This is a genomic window from Microthrixaceae bacterium (assembly GCA_016702505.1).
Lineage (GTDB): Bacteria > Actinomycetota > Acidimicrobiia > Acidimicrobiales > Iamiaceae > Aquihabitans.
In genome coordinates this window covers 432317-449400 of sequence record JADJDU010000030.1, presented here as the reverse complement: position 1 = coordinate 449400, position 17084 = coordinate 432317, and the positions used below count along the sequence as shown (strand labels likewise).

The 17084-nt window shown below is 65.2% G+C and carries 11 protein-coding genes; 8 read left to right on the top strand and 3 right to left on the bottom strand.

The features are described from left to right. Window positions 1-68 precede the first annotated feature (68 nt). The 6 genes from trpD to IPG97_19165 all read left to right on the top strand — a co-directional run bounded on the left by trpD (window position 69) and on the right by IPG97_19165 (window position 11530). Window positions 69-1133 (top strand): anthranilate phosphoribosyltransferase, encoded by a 1065-nt coding sequence (trpD, locus tag IPG97_19190; GenBank protein MBK6858610.1) that lies wholly within the window; start codon window positions 69-71, stop codon window positions 1131-1133. 176 nt (window positions 1134-1309) lie between these two features. After that, window positions 1310-2548 carry a DUF445 domain-containing protein gene (locus tag IPG97_19185; protein ID MBK6858609.1) on the top strand — a complete coding sequence of 413 codons (1239 nt, stop codon included), beginning with the start codon at window positions 1310-1312 and terminating at the stop codon, window positions 2546-2548. A 361-nt stretch (window positions 2549-2909) separates the two neighbouring features. Next, window positions 2910-3305, top strand: a complete 396-nt coding sequence (locus tag IPG97_19180; GenBank protein ID MBK6858608.1) for an IS30 family transposase — start codon at window positions 2910-2912, stop codon at window positions 3303-3305. A 1-nt stretch (window position 3306) separates the two neighbouring features. Further along, entirely contained in the window at window positions 3307-3909 is a 603-nt protein-coding gene (locus IPG97_19175; GenBank protein MBK6858607.1) for an IS30 family transposase, read from the top strand. Window positions 3910-4734: 825 nt separating this feature from the next. Further along, window positions 4735-9414 (top strand): hypothetical protein, encoded by a 4680-nt coding sequence (locus IPG97_19170; GenBank protein ID MBK6858606.1) that lies wholly within the window; start codon window positions 4735-4737, stop codon window positions 9412-9414. A gap of 592 nt (window positions 9415-10006) precedes the next feature. Continuing rightward, complete coding sequence (locus IPG97_19165) at window positions 10007-11530, top strand: hypothetical protein (GenBank protein MBK6858605.1); 1524 nt, start codon at window positions 10007-10009, stop codon at window positions 11528-11530. Between the two features lie 649 nt (window positions 11531-12179). Here IPG97_19165 and IPG97_19160 read toward each other — a convergent pair. The 3 genes from IPG97_19160 to IPG97_19150 are packed head-to-tail and all read right to left on the bottom strand — an operon-like array spanning window position 12180 to window position 14841. Beyond that, window positions 12180-12458: an Lrp/AsnC ligand binding domain-containing protein gene (locus IPG97_19160; GenBank protein ID MBK6858604.1), complete on the bottom strand. Its 279-nt coding sequence runs from the start codon at window positions 12456-12458 to the stop codon at window positions 12180-12182. A gap of 56 nt (window positions 12459-12514) precedes the next feature. Then, window positions 12515-13162 carry a hypothetical protein gene (locus IPG97_19155; GenBank protein MBK6858603.1) on the bottom strand — a complete coding sequence of 216 codons (648 nt, stop codon included), beginning with the start codon at window positions 13160-13162 and terminating at the stop codon, window positions 12515-12517. Continuing rightward, complete coding sequence (locus IPG97_19150; GenBank protein ID MBK6858602.1) at window positions 13159-14841, bottom strand: DEDD exonuclease domain-containing protein; 1683 nt, start codon at window positions 14839-14841, stop codon at window positions 13159-13161. Before IPG97_19150 ends, IPG97_19155 begins: the two co-directional genes overlap by 4 nt. Before the next feature lie 128 nt (window positions 14842-14969). Between IPG97_19150 and IPG97_19145 the strand changes: the two genes are divergently transcribed. Together IPG97_19145 and IPG97_19140 are read left to right on the top strand one after the other, a co-directional pair. Continuing rightward, window positions 14970-15224 carry a hypothetical protein gene (locus tag IPG97_19145; protein MBK6858601.1) on the top strand — a complete coding sequence of 85 codons (255 nt, stop codon included), beginning with the start codon at window positions 14970-14972 and terminating at the stop codon, window positions 15222-15224. A gap of 131 nt (window positions 15225-15355) precedes the next feature. After that, a complete protein-coding gene (locus tag IPG97_19140; protein MBK6858600.1) occupies window positions 15356-17008 on the top strand; it encodes an NYN domain-containing protein in 1653 nt (550 codons plus the stop codon). The last annotated feature ends 76 nt before the right edge of the window (window positions 17009-17084 follow it).

Below are 17084 nucleotides of genomic sequence, written 5' to 3'. Positions count from 1 at the left end.
CCGTGGGTGACGGGCATCTGCCAAGCTGGGCGGCATGGGTGACCGGGGCGAACAGGTGGATGGCCGACATGGATGAGCAGGTGGCGTTCGACCATGCGGGGGGGTGGTCTGGGGTGTTGGGCACCCTCACCGGGCGAGGTGACCTCACCGCCGACGTTGCTGGCGCGGCCATGGCCGAGATCCTCGAAGGCAATGCCACGCCGGCCCAGATCGCCGGGTTCATAGTGGCGCTGCGCATGAAGGGCGAAACGGTCGAGGAGCTCACCGGGCTGGTGTCGGCCATGATCGATCGGGCCACACCGGTGACCTTGGCCGATCCCGAAGGTGTGATCGACATCGTCGGAACCGGTGGAGACCGGAGCCATTCGATCAACGTGTCGACGTTGGCTGCCCTGACCATTGCCGGTGCCGGGGGCCGGGTCTGCAAGCACGGCAACCGGGCCGCCTCGTCGGCGTGTGGCACCGCTGACGTGTTGGAGGCGTTGGGGGTGGCTTTCGACCTGGGTCCGGCTGGTGTGGCCCACTGCGTGGACAGTGTGGGTATCGGGTTCTGTTTCGCGCCGCGCTTTCACGGCGCCATGCGCCACGCCGGGCCGCCACGCCGGGAGCTGGGTGTACCAACCGTGTTCAACTTCCTCGGGCCGTTGGCCAACCCGGCTCGGGTCCGGCGGCAGGTCACCGGTGTGGCCGACGCCGCCATGGCTGAGCGCATGGTCCAGGTCTTGGCGGCCAAAGGATCCGAGCGAGCCCTGGTCGTGTACGGCCACGATGGCCTCGACGAGCTGACCATCACCACCACGTCGACGGTGTATGAACTGCGCGATGGCGAGATCTGGTCCTATGACGTCGACCCCGCCGATTGGGGGCTCGGTGGGGGAACCCTCGACGATCTGCGGGGCGGAGACGCCGCCACCAACGCGGAGCTCAGCCGCCGGATACTCAGCGGAGAGCGTGGCCCCAAGGCCGACATCGTGATCCTGAACGCTGCCGCTGGGTTGTTGGCGGCAGGGGTGGTCGACGACCTGGGCGCCGGGGTCGAAGCGGCGAGGGTGTCTCTCGACGAGGGTGGTGCCGCGGCCGCGCTGGACTCCCTGGTGCGGGCATCGAACGAGGCCGCAGCCCGAGAAGCCTGACGGGCGAGGCGACCATGGCATCAGCATCGGGGGCCTCGACCGAGCCCGGCCGCCGCGGGCCAACTCACACCGAGCCATTCCGCCCTGAGTCATTCCGCCCTGCGTCATCCCGCTCAGGGCCGCTTCAACCTGAGCCGTCTCAGCCTGGGCCTTCTCAGCCGGCGCCTTCGACGCCCATGGGGGCAGGTGACGAGGCCGAGCGGCGCCGGGCCCTGAACCGGATGAAGGCGTTGGCTACCGGGTTGTTGGTGGCGGCCGCAGTGGTGTTCGTGGTGGCCCGTCGATTCGATTCGGTGGCCGCCGGCTACATCGAGGCCTTTGCCGAGGCGGCCATGGTCGGGGCGTTGGCCGACTGGTTCGCGGTGACGGCTCTGTTCCGCCACCCGCTGGGGTTGCCCATTCCCCACACCGCCATCATCCCTGAGCGCAAAGACGACATAGGCCGAGGCCTGGGAACCTTCGTGCAGGGCAACTTCTTGAGCGGGCCGGTGATCGCCGACAAGATCGCATCGGTGGGGGTGGCGGCCCGCATCGGTGAGTACCTGGCCGATCCGGTCAACGCCGCCAAGATCGGCCACAGTGCCGGGGACGCGGTGGCGGCCGCTGTCGACGTGTTGCGTGACGAGGACGTGGCTCCGGTGATCGAGCAGATGGTCACCGACCGGGTGGCCGCGGTGCCCGCGGCCCCGTTGGCAGCGCGGACATTGGAAGCGGCCATGGTGGATGGTCACCATCAGATCGCCATCGATTCCCTGCTCGCCGGGGTGAGCGGATACCTCGACCGCAACGAGACCAGCCTGCGTCAACGTCTCGGTGAGGAATCGCCGTGGTGGGTGCCCGAACCGATCGACGACCGGGTCTTCGCCAAGCTTACCGATGCCATACGTCGGTTCGTGGCCGAGGTGGGCGGGCAGCCCGATCACCAGGTTCGGCTCCACTTCGATGAACGAGCCCGCGATCTGGTGGAACGCCTCCGCACCTCGCCCGAACTCGAGGCCAGAGGGGAGGAGCTGAAGGCTCAGCTCCTGGCCCACCCGTCGGTTCGGGCCTGGACGTCGACGTTGTGGCAGGACCTCAAGTCGGCGATGGTGGACGCGGCCGGAGACCCCAATAGCGAACTGCGGGCCCGCCTCGAGGAGGGGATCGTGCGTCTCGGTCACACCCTCCAACGAGACGGAGAGCTACAAGCCAAGGTCGACTCATGGGTGGAGCGAACCGTGGTGTACCTGCTCGACCAGTACCGAGACGAGGTAGCCGACCTGATCTCGGGCACGGTGCAGCGGTGGGATGCCGATGACGCCAGCCGGCGCATCGAGCTACAGGTAGGACGCGACCTTCAGTTCATCCGGATCAACGGAACGGTGGTAGGTGGCCTGGTCGGCGTGATAATCCACGCCTTCGCCACCGTGTTCTGAACGGTCGACCAAGGTGCTGGCCGCCGCTCGGTGATGACTGCCGGCGCCACCGACCCTTGCCGCGGCCGATCTCGGACAGACGCAGCGGATCTCACTGGGATCAGCATCAAGCCTGCATTTGTGCGGAAACCTGGCTAGCCCACAGATAGTCCTCAAGGTTGCGGTCACTGGGTCGATGTTGTCTAAATGCGTATTGGTCGGGCTCTCTCTCTCTCTCTCTCTCTGGCCTGGTGCTAGGGGTCGGCGGGTTCAAGGGGTGACGGCAACACCGTGAGGTGATGGGTCTCCACCGGTCAGAGCGTGATGGCGGCCATGATGGCCGCTGTCTACACAGCACCCTGAACCGATGGAGAGTCCCAGCATGCCAGCTAACCCACTCACCGCGTCTGATCGTGAGCAAATCCGCGCTGGGATCGAACGCGGTGACTCCGACGCCTGTATCGCCCGCGGGCTGGGACGTCATCGCAGCACGATCGGCCGCGAGATCGCCTGCAACGGTGGCCGAGCCGCGTACACCGCGACCAAAGCGCAGGTCCGAGCTGACAAGGCACGATTGCGACCAAAAGCACCGATGCTGGTCGCTGAACCCGAACTGGCGTGGCAGGTGACCAAACGTCTCGTGGCCGGAGATTCGCCGATGACGATCTCGATCGAGTTGGCCCAAGGCCTCCACGGCTATACCGCCAACATCTCCCACGAAACGATCTACCAGGGCGTCTACGCCCCGAAACGTCACGGCCTGCCCACCAAGGTCTAAGATGTTGCACCGCCGTCGTCCACGACGCCGACACACCGGTCAACGCCATAGCCAGCAACGATCCAGCGTTCTCGGCCAGTTCAACATCATCCACAACCGCCCACCCGCCGCCGAGGCACGGGCAGAGGTCGGTCACCTCGAAGGCGACCAGATCATCGGCGCCCGCAACCAGTCCGCCATCATCACCCTCGTCGACCGCAAACCCCGGTACCTGTGGCTCGCCCGCCACGACACACCCAACTGTGCCTACACCGCCTTGAGCACCCAACACGCCCTCACCGCCACCCTCGAAACGATCCCACCCGAGCTGAGACTGACCCTCACCTGGGATCGCGGCAGCGAGATGGCCAACCACCCCGCCATCGCCCAAGCCACCGGAATCGACATCTACTTCTGCGACCCCCACAAACCATGGCAACGCCCAACCAACGAGAACACCAACGGCCTTATCCGACGCTGGCTCCCCAAAGGCACCGACCTCTCGATCTACACCCAAGCCGACCTCGACCGAATCGCCCACCGCATCAACACCATCCCCCGACGCTCACTCGGCTGGACCACCGCCGCCCACCACTACCATCACGCTGTCGCGATGACCGGTTGAACTCGCCGTCGCCTAGCGATCTGGCGTCTGGTTCTGGTTGGTTTGGTTGCGGGTGGTTTGGCGGTGGTGCCGGATCGTGTGGATGCACTGGAGCCGGTGGGTGGGAGTGGTTCCGCGGTTGGTGCGCCGGCGTTGTGGTGTACTTCGTCGCAGCGGGTGTCTGTGTCTCATCCGGGGACACAGCAGTGGTCGCCGGAGGCTTTTGTGGGGGTGTGGGTGCCGGCGGGTACTCGCATGATGGCCACGGTTGAGGGTCGGGTTCATACCCAGTTCGGGTACAGCCGGAATCACGGTGAGTATGAGGCGCGGTTCCAGGCTTACGATCCTTCTAGCGGGGATCCGCTGGTGGCCACTGAATCTTCGACGTTGGTGAGCCAGGGCAGTGGGTCTGGGGTTGAGGAGTGGGTCGAGTTTGCGCCGAGAACTGTTTATGCCGGGTTTCAGAATCATGGATCTTCTGGACGGGTGGTGGCGATCAAGTTGCGTAGTCTGCGCGGCCAGGGCCTGGGTTTGGAGTGGTCGGTCACCTTTTCGTTGACGGATGGGAGCGGTGACCCGGTTGGGTCGGTTGGGGCTCCGGCGTGTCCGACGGGTGATTTTGATGATTCGGAGACGGCGGGGTCGAATCCGGCGATGGTTGATCAGTGTGGTACGTCTCGGGGTGTGGCTGACCCAGTGGACACTCGGACTGGGAGTATCAGTTTCCCGTTGCCTGGTATTGGGGTGGATGGTCGGGGCGCGGGTTTGGGGTTTGGGGTTGCCTACAACTCGTCGGCGGCGTGGTCGGATTCTGTGGTGGGTTTTGGGTGGTCGTCGGTGTTGACGATGAAGGTGGCTGCGGCTGGTGCGGATCGGGTGGTCACTCAGGAGGGCGGGTCGACGGTTCGTTTCGGTCCGGATGGTTCGGGTGGCTGGGTGGCGCCGGGCCGGTTCCGGGCATCTTTAGCGGCGGTTCCGGGTGGTGGTTGGGTGTTCACCAGGAATCATTTCGAGGTGTTCCGGTTTGACGCGGCTGGTCGTGTGGTGGGGTTGGGGGATCAGTTCGGCAACGAGACGGTGGTTTCTCGTGATGGCAGCGGCCAGGTCGTGTTCATGGAAGATGAGGCGGAACGCCGGTTGACGTTTAGTTGGAACGCGGGCCGTGTCGAGACTGTGTCTGACGGTGTGCGGTCTGTGTCGCTGGACTATGACCAGTGGGGTGATCTGGTTTCGTTTACCGATGTTGGTGGTGGGGTGTGGTCTTTCGAATATTATTCTGGGCATCGTTTGTGGAAGGTTCGCCGACCGGTTCATCAACCGTCGGGTCCTCAGATTGTGAACACCTTTGATCATCTGGGGCGGGTGGTTTCTCAGGTTGATGAGGCGGGCCAGCGGACCGAGTTGAACTATTTCACTCCGGTTCCCGGGTCGACGACGATTGTGTTCCCGTCGGGTATGCGGCGTATCGACCACTACAACTCCCATGGGGTGCACGAGTCGACCACTCTGGCTCCGGGTACGGCCCTCGAGCAGGTGACCGAGTGGGAACGTGATCCGGTCACCTTCGCGTGCGAAGAGCTGACCAGCCCGGCTGGGGTGGTGGTGTTCGACAACGATGCTCGTGGGAACCGGGAGATGGCCCGTGATGCGTCGGGGCGGGTGACGCGTTGGACCTACAACCTGTTTGATCAGGTGACGTCGGTGTCGGTGGGGGAGACCGCGGCCCCGTTGCCGCCCTCGACTGCGAATGTGGTGACCTCCACGGTCGGCTACAACGCTGATGGGATGCCCGAGACGGTGGTCGACGCGGTGGGCACGCCTGATGAGGCGTCCACGACGTTGGTGTATGACCCGGTGCACCGGGATGATCTGGTGGAGGTGATCGACAGCCGCAACCAGCACTGGGCGTATTCCTATGATCCCGGAACCGGGGATTTGAAGTCGGTGACGGACCCGTTGGGGAACAAGACGTCGATGGGCTATGACCCGATCGGGCGTTTGGAGTGGGTGGTTTCCCCGAAAGGCAACCTGGCTGGTGCTGACCCGCAGATGTGGAAGACGGTGCTGGTGTCTGACGCGTTCGGGCGGGTGATCGAGGAGACCGACCCGCTGGGGAACCGGATGAAGACCGGTTACGACCTGAACGGGAACATGGTTCGGGTGGAGACAGGGTTGTCAGCCACGGTCACCACAGGTGACGTCACCACCTACGGGTATGACGAGGTGGATCGTCTCGAGGTGGTGGATCCACCCGGTCCAGGGGCACGGACCTACGAGTATGACCCTGACGGGCGCCGAACCAGGTTCGCGAACGAACTGAACGGCCAATGGACCTATGACTATGACGGGCTAGGTCGCCTCGAATCGGTGACCGACCCAGTCAACGCGACCACGGGCTACACGTGGAACGATGAGGGCCACCTCGGGTCGGTGACCCAGCCCGGCGGCACCTGTGTTGCACCCCGAACCGATTGCATCACCTACTCCTATGACTTGGCAGGCCGCCCGACCGGTGTCGACTACGCCGATCCGGCCACACCCGATGTGGAGGGGATCGTCTATGACCAGGTTGGCCGCCGCACTCACGCCTCGCGGGGCGGTGATACTGAGATGTGGGTGTGGGATCAGCGTTCCAGGTTGAAGTCCCACACCGACGTGAATGGTCGTTCCACGGGTTATGGCTGGGATGACATGTCGAACCTGACCTCGATCTCCTACCCCGGCCAGTCCACACCGGTGACCAGAGAATTCGATGATGCGGGACGGTTGGAGTCGGTCACGGACTGGACCGGGCGGCTAACCACGTTCGCCTATGACGAGAACAGCAACTGGTCCGAAACGGTGTTCCCGGTGTCCTCACAGAACCGTGACGTCTACAACTTTGACCGGGCTGATCGGATGGTCGGAGTGTCCTGGAACCGCGGTTCCACCGTGCTCGGCTCGCTCGCGTATGGGCCCCGCGACCTGAAGGGCCAGGTCACCACCGTCACCGGGACCGGCGTGGTCGCTGGCCAGAACCAGTCGTGGTCCTATGACGACCGGGACCGCCTCACTTCGACTGGGACGGAGGGGTTCGGGTTTGATGCAGCTACGAACCTGGTCGACGCGGATGGGGTGTTGCAGGTGTTCGACCCCGCCCAACGCCTGTGCTGGACATCGCAAACTGCTGAGGGCGGTGATTGTGGGACCCCACCCGCTGATGCCACCACCTACGGCTATGACGCCCGCGGGAACCGGACCTCGATGACGTTCCCGTCGGGAACGGCCGCAACGTATGGGTTTGATGCCGAGAACCGCATGACTTCGGCGGAGTTGCCGACGACGTGGCAAGACGACACCGCCCGCCAATACGTCCCCGTCCCCGCCACCCGCGTCGCGGACAGCGCGGCGGGCACCGGGACCTGTGACAGCGCGCCGTGTGCCCGCATCGCCGCTGGTGATCCGGTGTCGGTAAAGGTCGCTGGTGTGGGCGGTGTCCCCGCCACGGGGGTGACGGCGGTGGCAGTGTCGATCATCGCGTCAGGCACCACATCGGATGGCTGGTTGGAGGTGAACCCGGCCGGGGACGCCGCCGCCGGAACGCTGCCGCTCAACTCTGGGCAAACGTCGGCTCAGACGGTGACGGCGAAGGTCGCAGCCAACGGCACCATCGTGCTCGCTTCTGATGTTGGGGTGGATGTGTCGGTCGATGTCGTCGGCTACTTCCGGGCGCCGTCCCCGTGGGTTCCGGCGTTGAACTACTGGCCTGTCACCCCCGCCGTTACCGCCGAATCGGCCTCGGGTGTCGGGACTTGTGATGGTTCGCCGTGCGGGACCCTGCCTGCTGGTGAAACCGACATCGCGACCGCTGGTCACGGCGGCATTCCCGCTGTTGGTGTAAACGCGGTGACGGTGTCGATCGTGGCCCAAGACAGTACTGGTGGCCACGTTCGGGTCGCCCCGAACGGGGCCGCATCAGCGGGTGAGTTGTCGTGGGAGGCGGGGAGTGTCGGGGCTGCTGGTGTGTTCACCGTTCCGTTGAACCCGGACGGGTCGATCACCCTCAACACCGCTGGTCCTACCAGTATTCGTGTTGCGGTCACTGGGTACTGGAAGATCCCCACCGGAACCGACACCGGTCTCGGCTTGGATCTGCTCGACGCCCCCACCCGCCTCGTCGACACCACAAACAGCACGGGGACATGTGACGCAAGCCCGTGTGCGACGCTGCAAGCGATGAACCCTGTCGACGTGGAGGTCACCGGCCAGGGTGGGCTGAGTGGTGATATCACTGCGGTGATGGTTTCGGTGACTGCGATCGACCCGACCGCGGCTGGTGTCGTCGGTGTCGGCACACAAGAGGGTGAGCTCGATGGTGGGATCGTGGTGTTCGACCCCGCCCAACACGCATCCACCACCATGATCGTCGCCCTCTCCGACACCGGAACCATCACGATCGGGTCCTGGACCGAAATCGACGTCGCCATCGATGTGATCGGGGTGTTTCGGGCGCCGACCCGGACCTGGCGTTACGAATACGACACCACCGGAATGCGCACCGCCAAACAGCTCGACAACACCGCTGGCGCCGGTGCCGAGTGGCGTAGAGAGTTCACGTGGTTGATGGTCGGTGGGCGGCCGCTTCTGCTCGCTGAGCACTCGGGTGAACAGAGCGCGTTGGTGGTGCACGGTCCTGGGGGTGTGCCGATCTATCAGGTCAACAAAACCGGTGAGGTCATGTACCTCCACCAAGACCACCAAGGATCGACCAGGCTCACAACCAACGCCAACGGCACCACCCGAAACACCATCAGTTATGAGACCAACGGTCAGATCGGATCGAACAGCAACTGGTGGCTCGAACAGCCATTGGTCGGGTTCGCGTCGCTGCAACACGACACCGAAACCGGCTACATCCACACCGGAACCCGCTTCTATGACCCCCAAAGCGGCCAATACACCTCCAGCCACCCACTCTCAAGCATCGGAATCAGTCCGTACAGTTTCGCAGGAGGCAACCCAACCGACCCCTTCGGCCTTAGGGGCGCTGCCTCCGCTGTTGGTAGCTGGTTCATGGACACCTGTGGAAGCTCAGCCGGAGCCGCAGCAGGTTGTGCAGCCTTCGCCATTGGAGTAGCAGCGCTCGTATTCGGTGGGTGGGCAGCGATGGGAGGCGTCGCCGGATTGGGTGCCACGTCTGCATCATCCTCGGCCGGACTTGCCAACTACCTTGCGTGGGCTTCCATTACAATTCAGACGGTACTGACGGGCATGGATTGCAGCCACGGAGTTGATGCATCCTGTTTCTTCAACGCCGCAAGCCTTGTATTCGGAGGAGTCGGAGCCACAATGGGCTGGGGATCGAGCGCGTTAGCCTCATCTGCAGCCGCGCGTGAAGTTCTAGAACTTTCGGTTCCCTTAGCTGCAGCGGGGCTCGCATCAAGCGCCGTGGGTGCTGGGTTCGGGTTCCCCGGTCTATCTGGCTGGGCAGATGGGAGAACCGCGGAGGATGCAAGCCGCATTCCAGAAGTGCAAATCACCTGCTAACGCATTAAGGCGGAGAGGTGGCTGGAATATTACTTTTCTTTTCAATAGTCATGTCTTTTCAAACGATTGTCATGTCAGCGTGTCTGAGAATTGTGGGGACTAGTTGGACGACGCTTTGGCGGGGATGGATCGCGAATAAGGAATCGCCTCAGCGGCGACCATGGAATGAGTGTCCACCCAAATTCAAAGGGTTCTTCATTCTTATCAATCTATCGGTATTGCTAATCGTCGGCTCATTACTTCTCAGCGTCTATGCGGAGGTCCGGTAGCTGCTTGCAATGAATGGTTGGTCGACTCGCGTACCGCGAGACGGCTGGAGCGGCCAAACAGTTGCCGCCGAATGTCCTCAGTTGGTTGGTCTCGGCCTGATTGGTCAGTGCATAGGCTCCAGACGGCGTTGAGGTCGTGGCGGGAGTAGGACTTGAATGTGATTCTGGTGCGGGTCTCGATCACGCCGGGCAGCGTGGATATTTGCCCGGTGACCACCTGGGCCAGGTCGGCGTGGTGGCGCCCCGTACGGGTCGCCCCTAATGACCCCGCCCCAGCGGGTGAGTAGTCGTGGGAAGCGGGGAGTGTCGGGGCTGCTGGTGTGTTGACTGTTCCGTTGGCCCCGGACGGGTCGATCACTCTCCACACCGCTGGTTCTGCCGGTATTCGTGTTGCGGTCACCGGGTACTGGAAGATCCCCACCGGAACCGACACCGGTCTCGGCTTGAATCTGCTCGATGCCCCCACCCGCCTTGTGGACACCACCACCGGCGCTGGGACTTGTGATGGAAGCCCGTGTGGAATGCTTCGAGCAATGGACCCTGTCGACGTGGAGGCCACCGGCCAGGGCGGGCTGAGTGGTGATATCAATGCGGTGATGGTTTCGGTGACTGCGATCGACCAGACCGCCGCTGGTGTCGTCGGTGTCGGCACACAAGAGGGTGAGCCCGATGGTGGGATCGTGGTGTTCGACCCCGCCCAACACGCGTCGACGACCATGATCATCCCGCTCACCGATACCGGGACGTTCACGATCGGATCGTGGACCCAGACTGATGTGGCGGTCGATGTGATCGGCGTGTTCAGGGCCCCGACCCGGACGTGGCGTTACGAATACGACACCACCGGCATGCGCACCGCCAAACAACTCGACAACACCACTGGCACCGGGGCCGAATGGCGCAAAGAGTTCAGCTGGATGATGGTGGGAGGGCGGCCCTTGCTGTTGGCCGAACACCAAGGGTCCCAGACAGCACTTGTGATCCACGGTCCCGGCGGAGTGCCGATCTATCAGATCAACACCACCGGCGACGTCCAATACCTGCACCAGGACCACCAGGGTTCCATCCGGCTCACCACCAACCCCAACGGAACCACCCGCAACACCATCACCTATGAGACCACCGGGCAGATCTCAGGAAACACAAACTGGTGGCTCGAGCAACCGCTAATCGGGTTCGCGTCTCTGCAACACGACCCCGAAACCGGCTACATCCACACCGGAACCCGCTTCTATGACCCCCAAAGCGGCCAGTACACCTCCAGCCACCCACTCTCAAGCATCGGGGTCAGCCCCTACAGCTACTCAGGTGGTAACCCCGTCAACCCGCGCGCTCTAACGGGCGCCTTCACCGCAGTCGGGGGATGGTTCAGTGACACATGCGGCGGCTCTTGGGGAGCAGCCGCAGGATGCGCCGCCTTCGCACTAGCCGTAGCAGCCTTGGTGCTAGGCGGATGGGCGGCAATGGGAGGCGTCGCCGGCCTGGGCGCAACCTCAGCACTGTCCGCATCAACATTGGCGAACGCATTTGCAGTCGCGTCCCTTGTGGCGCAGACGGTGATTACGGTAGGCGACTGCATGCAGGGCGCCGATGCTTCCTGCTTCTTCAATGTAGCAAGTCTTGTGTTCGGTGGGATTGGGACCGCGCTCGGGCGGGGCTCAAGTGCTATTGCAGCATCTGCTGCCGCGGTCGAGGTAGTCGAGCTGGCGGTTCCAATGGCGGCATTTGGACTCGCGGCGAGCGCCACAGGTGTTGGCTTTGGGTTTCCCGGACTTTCTGGTTGGGCCGACAAGCCACTGGAACCAGCTGGTAGACCAGCGTCACGGGCGCCAGTGGATTGCTATTGAAGGGGGAAGTGGGTGGCGGGTCCGTTCGCCTTTGCGGTTATTATGCTGTTTCCTATTGGCGTCCTCGCCATTTCTCTCAGGATCGTTGGCACCTCATGGTCCGGTCTTTGGCGGGCTCTGATGGCAAGACAAGGATCACCAGAACGTCAGCCATGGACTGAGTGCTTACCCAGGTTCAAGTCGGACTTCTGGCAAATTAACATACTGATTGGGTTAGCTGTTACTGCACTTCTCTTCGGAATGTATCGCGAACTGTTCTGAACCTAATGAGGTTTGTCGCCGGGGACTGGCCGTGGCTCGGTTAGTCGCTACGGTGGAGGGGGCGAGTTCACACCCAGTTCGGGTGGCGAAGCGAACATGCCTCGCACAAGGGGGTCTTGCAGGGTAACTATTCAGCTGGTGGGTGGGTGTGTTCACCTGATCCGACCCCACTTGGGCGAGTAGGGCTCACCTGATTGGCTCCACCTGTGGCCACCGCGGGTGGGGGATGGTCCAGGGGCCTGTGGTGAGGAGGTCAAGGGCGTGGTGGTTGTGTTTCCGTCCGGCTTCGATGTAGCTGCGGAGGGCTAGAGGGGGATCCTGCCAGACGTCGGGAGCGGCCGTACAAATCCCCCGACTGTCCTCGGATGGCTGGGCTCGGCCAGATCGGTCAGTCGGAGCCGAGGTTCCAGAGGGCGTCGAGGTCGTGGCGGGAGTAGGCCTTGAAGGCGATCATGGTGCGGGTCTCGATGACGCCGGGCAGCGTGGATATGTGCCCGGTGACCACCTGGGCCAGATCGTCGTGGTGACGGACCCGCAGGATTGCCACCAGGTCGACCTCGCCGGCTACCGAGTACACCTCGGCCACGCCGTCGAGGTCGGCCAGCTCGCCGGTTAGTTCGGTGATGCGCGCCGGTTCGGCCTTCAAGAGCACGAAAGCGTTGACCATGGCCGCACCATACCGGCCTCGCTGTCGCTGGGCCTTCAGGCTCCGAAGGCAGGCCGCTACGGGCTGGTGCTGGTCGGGCTGGAGAAGAGGGGGGAGGTCGCCGGTGCAAGGCCCGAAGCGGTGTCGAGCGCGTCTAGCTCCCGTTGAGCATCGGCCAGCCGATCGAGTTGGCCCTGGATGTCGACGATGGTCGGGTCGTCGTGGGCCAACACGGCATTGGTGGCGGCGCGGGCACTGACCGCGGAGAGCTGGGTGGCCGCCGACTCGAGCGCAGCCACCCGGCGCTCCAGAGCGGCCAGCGGCACGTGGCGGGCCGACGGTGACAGCGAGGCGATGCGGGCTAGTTGCCGGTCGGTGGCCACGGCCTGGGCCCGAAGCTCCGAGGCCGCTGCGGCGATGGGCGACGGTGAGGGTCGTCGACCCAATGGCCTGGTCATGGTGCCGGCCACGGTTCGCCCCAAGGTGGAACGAGGTTGGTTCTCCTCGGCCACAGCGGTGGCCAACGATCCGATGGCCACCAGGCGTCGGTGCAGACGGGCCGGGCTGCGGGGATCGACCATCCACCGCATGGGGGCGCCGGTGGAGACCTTGCGATCGACCCGATGGTGGCGGCGTATACGGCCCCGGGCCATGAGGAACAGGAGGCAGGCCAAGGCGATGACCCCCATCCACCCCCCAAGGAACCACACCAGGAACCACTTCACCGACGCGAGGGTACCGACGTTGGCTCGAAGGTGGGCATCGGGGCCATGGACGAGGTGAGGGGACCATCGGCGCTGATCACCCGCACCCGGTGCATCTCACGTTCCAGCCAGGCCGCCACGCACAACAACTCGTCGGCCAGAGCTTTGGGTAACGGGGATCCAGGGGCGAGCCCGGCCGTTCCGGTCTGCCCGTCGTCGGTGTCGTTGGCGTCTTGGAGGGGGAGGGGAACCGGCGCGACGCCGGTGGCGGTTACCTTCCACGACCGCACCAGTCGGCCGTGGTCGAGCTCTACCCCCGAGAGCCCGTCTACCTCGATCACCACCCGTCCGGCGCGGCGAAGGGTGTCGAAGCGGTTCTGGCGACGAAGGGCGGCGGCGAGGGCGGCGGCCCTGTCTCTCACGTCGGCTGCTTCCTCGAACCGTTCGGCTGCGGCCAGGGCGAACATTCGGGCCTCCAGCGGGGCCAGCAGCACCTCAGGATTCCCAGTCACGCCGCGACGAAGGCGCTCCACCACCTCTGCGTAACGCTCCTGGCTGACCTGATCGGCGCACGGGCAATGGGCCACGCCGAGTTGAGCCGGGGCGCATGGTCCCGACCGGACGGCACGCCCCGGAGTGGCGGTGCAGCGCCGGAGGGGGAGGGCGGTCTCCACTGCGTCGGCCACTAGCCGGGCGACCCGGGTTGACGAGAGCGGTCCGAGGTAGAGGGCCCCGTCGTCTCTGATGGTGCGGACCACCGACAGCCGGGGGAAGGCATCGGTGGTGAGCTTGAGGTACACGTAGCGCCGCCACGTCTTGGCTTGGCGGTTGAACCTGGGTTCGAAGCGGTGGATGAGGCGTACCTCCAACACCGCGGCCTCCAACGGGGTGGGACACACGGTGTGGTCAATTCGGGCGGTCTCCCGAAGGAGTTGGCCGATCTTGCGACGGTCGTCGGTTGAGAAGTACGACCGGACCCGGCTGCGCAGGTTGGTGGCCTTGCCCACGTAGAGCACCTCGCCCCGGGCGTCACGGAACATGTACACGCCGGGTTTTCGAGGGAGCTTGTCGGTGAGGGTGAGCTTGGCGGCCTGGGGGTGGCCTCCCATGGACGGCAGGGCCATCAGATCATCGAGACCGCACACCCCGAACGAGGCGGCCCGTTCCAACAGAAGATGCAACAGGTCGACCGTGGCTAGGGCGTCGGCCAGGGCCCGGTGGCTGGGGCGATGATCGAGGCGGAGGTGGGTGGCCAGCGTTCCCAGCGAACAGTTGGGAACCTGGTCGCGGACCAGCCGCCGGGCCAGCCCGAGGGTGTCCACCACCTGGTTGGAAAGCCGGGGACGGCCTTCTCGTTCCAGGGCGGCGTTGATGTAGCCGAGGTCGTAGCGCACGTTGTGGCCCACCACCACCGCGTCTCCGAGGAACTCGAGGAAGGAGGGCAGAACGGCTGACGTCGAGGGAGCGGTGGCGACCATCTGGTCGGTGATGCCGGTGAGGAGGCTGATCTGGCGGGGGACGGGATGGCCGGGGTTGACGAAGGTCTGAAACGTGGCGAGTACCTCGCCGCCGCGAACCTTGACCGCTCCGATCTCGGTGATGCCTCCGTCGGCAGCAGTCCCGCCGGTGGTCTCGATGTCGAGCACGCAGAAGGTGACCTGGTGGAGCGGGGTACCCAGATCGTCGAAGCTGCGTTGCATCTCCGGCAAGGTAGCGAACAGAAGTTCGACGAACAAGAGTTCTGCCGGATCGGGACGTAGTGAAACCCGAGACCTATGGAAGCGTCGGCCCGCATTGGCTCAGCGTGGCGGTCAGTAGAGTCCCTGACGTGTCGACGCCATCCCGCTATCGCTGTACGTCGTGCGGAAACCTCACTCGGTTCGACGTCACCGCCACCCGCCGCACTCGCTCCTACCACCACTACACCGTGGGAGGGGAGCTGACCGTTGAGCACGTCGATGTCCTCGGCGAGACGGTCGAGCTGGTCGAATGTCGCTGGTGTGGCTCGGCCGGGCGGGTCGAGGCCGTGGTCGGCGACGAACTACCGGGAGCAGAGGTGACACCTCCGCCGACCGAGAGCTAGGTGCGCCATCGAGCCCGAACCCGAGCCCGAGCTGGCCGATCCGGAGCCAGGCCGTCTGGCTGACGGCCGCAGGCCGTTATGGGGCCCGTGCTGACCTCGCCTTTGATCCGAGGCTGCTCCGACAGGCGTGCGTGCTGGCGTTGAAGGTGGCCGCCGAAGGTGACCTGGCCGAACCTCGGATCCCATCACCGACCGCCATCCGGCCGTTGTTCGGTTTCCGCAAGCTCTCGGCTGCGGCATACCGACGCATACGCGTCGTGGTCGAGTCCGACGACGACTTCCGTCTACGGGTGGCTGACGAAGCCACCGAGATGCTGGTGGGTCGAGCCGGTTGGCTGTGGCTGACCCAACCGGAGGGATGGGCTGCGGACCCGGTGTTCGAGACCCAAGCCTCCCCACGGTCAGGTCGGGGCGCTGGTCGTCGGGCCGGGCATCCACCCGGGACCGGCACCGGCACCGGCACCGGCACCGTCGGGCCGGAGGTCGCAGGGGAGCAGGGTGACGGTGTCGACGGCGACGAGGCAGCGACGGCATCGGGCCCGCCCCGACTGGTCTCCCGCTTGCAGGCGAAGCTCGAGACAGCCCGCGACCAGGCGCAACGGGCGGAGGCGGCCCGGCGGCGGGCGGCGGAACAACGAGACGAGGCCCGTTCCGAAGCCGTTCGTCTCGTCGACGAACGAGATCTGCTCAAGGCCGAGGTGGACCGGCTGGAGGTCGAGCGCAACGCCGCCGTTCGGGCGCAGAAGGCCCTGGAGACCGAGCTCTCCCAAACCCGCCGGGACCTGAAGGTGGCTCGCGAAGCCACCCGGGAGGCCGAAGCAGAGTTGGCGGGCCGCTCCTTGCCGGCAACCGGGGGGCCCGACGAGGGGCCCGGTGGATCCGATGACGGGCCCGAGAGGACCGGTACGGCCCGCCCGACTGCGGCTGGCTCCGTATCCACCGATGCAGGTTCTACCGCTCCCGGCTCGTCAAGGTCAGCGTCGACCAGGGAGGGCTCGAGTACCGACGGTTCGGCTCGGAGCGGGCCTCCAGCGACCGCGGTGGCGAGCGAGGGTGACTCTCCACCTCCCGGGCCCAGCGAAGTGGCACCCGTGATGGACGTCGCTGGTGCCCGAGATGCCGTGTTCGCGGCGGCGGCCGCGGCCGGAGAGATGGCCCGGGCCCTCGGTGCCGCCGCTGCGGCTTTGGACCCAGCCGTCAGCCGGTCCGATCGGGTCGTTCGACGCCCCGAAGCGGATCCGGGCGAGCCCGTCGAGGATGGGCCTGGGGCGTCGCCAGGGAAGGCGGGGCGAGGTCCAGCCGGGCGGGACGGGTCCGATCGTCGCGTCGGTCGAGTGCGGCGGCGTCAGCCGGTGGTGCCGCCGGGGCTGTTCACTGATTCGCCCGAGGCCCGCAGGCATCTGGTGGCTGATCCCGCGGTGCTGGTGGTGGTCGACGGCTACAACCTGGCCCGATCGGCTTGGAGCGGGTTGTTGCCCGAGGAGGAACGTCGCCGGACCGTGGTCCTGCTGGAGGAAGCGGCCGCCCGGTCTGGAGGTGAGGTGACGGTGGTGTTCGACGGCGATGACACCGCCTCGGCTCCGGCGGCGAGCAGAGTGCTGCGCGTGATCTTCTCGCCCACCGGGGTCACCGCCGATGAGGAGATCGCTGCTCTTCTCGCCGTGACGCCAGTGTCCCAGCCGATACTGGTCGTGTCCTCGGATCGCGAAGTGGCCGATGATGCCCGCCGTCAGGGCGCGGTGGTGCTGTCGAGCACTGACTACCTGACTGCCCTGGGGCGCTGACCGGGCCGGTCACCGCCGAGGTCTGGTTCCAGCGGAGGCGTACGGCATCCCCGCCAGCGGGTTGGGAGCGCCGGAG

Excerpts from the sequence above, each read along its gene's own strand:
- trpD (MBK6858610.1), top strand. The coding sequence starts at position 69 with ATGGATGAGCAGGTGGCGTTCGACCATGCGGGGGGGTGGTCTGGGGTG.
- IPG97_19185 (MBK6858609.1), top strand. The coding sequence starts at position 1,310 with ATGGGGGCAGGTGACGAGGCCGAGCGGCGCCGGGCCCTGAACCGGATG.
- IPG97_19180 (MBK6858608.1), top strand. The coding sequence starts at position 2,910 with ATGCCAGCTAACCCACTCACCGCGTCTGATCGTGAGCAAATCCGCGCT.
- IPG97_19175 (MBK6858607.1), top strand. The coding sequence starts at position 3,307 with ATGTTGCACCGCCGTCGTCCACGACGCCGACACACCGGTCAACGCCAT.
- IPG97_19170 (MBK6858606.1), top strand. The coding sequence starts at position 4,735 with ATGAAGGTGGCTGCGGCTGGTGCGGATCGGGTGGTCACTCAGGAGGGC.
- IPG97_19160 (MBK6858604.1), bottom strand. The coding sequence starts at position 12,458 with ATGGTCAACGCTTTCGTGCTCTTGAAGGCCGAACCGGCGCGCATCACC.
- IPG97_19150 (MBK6858602.1), bottom strand. The coding sequence starts at position 14,841 with ATGCAACGCAGCTTCGACGATCTGGGTACCCCGCTCCACCAGGTCACC.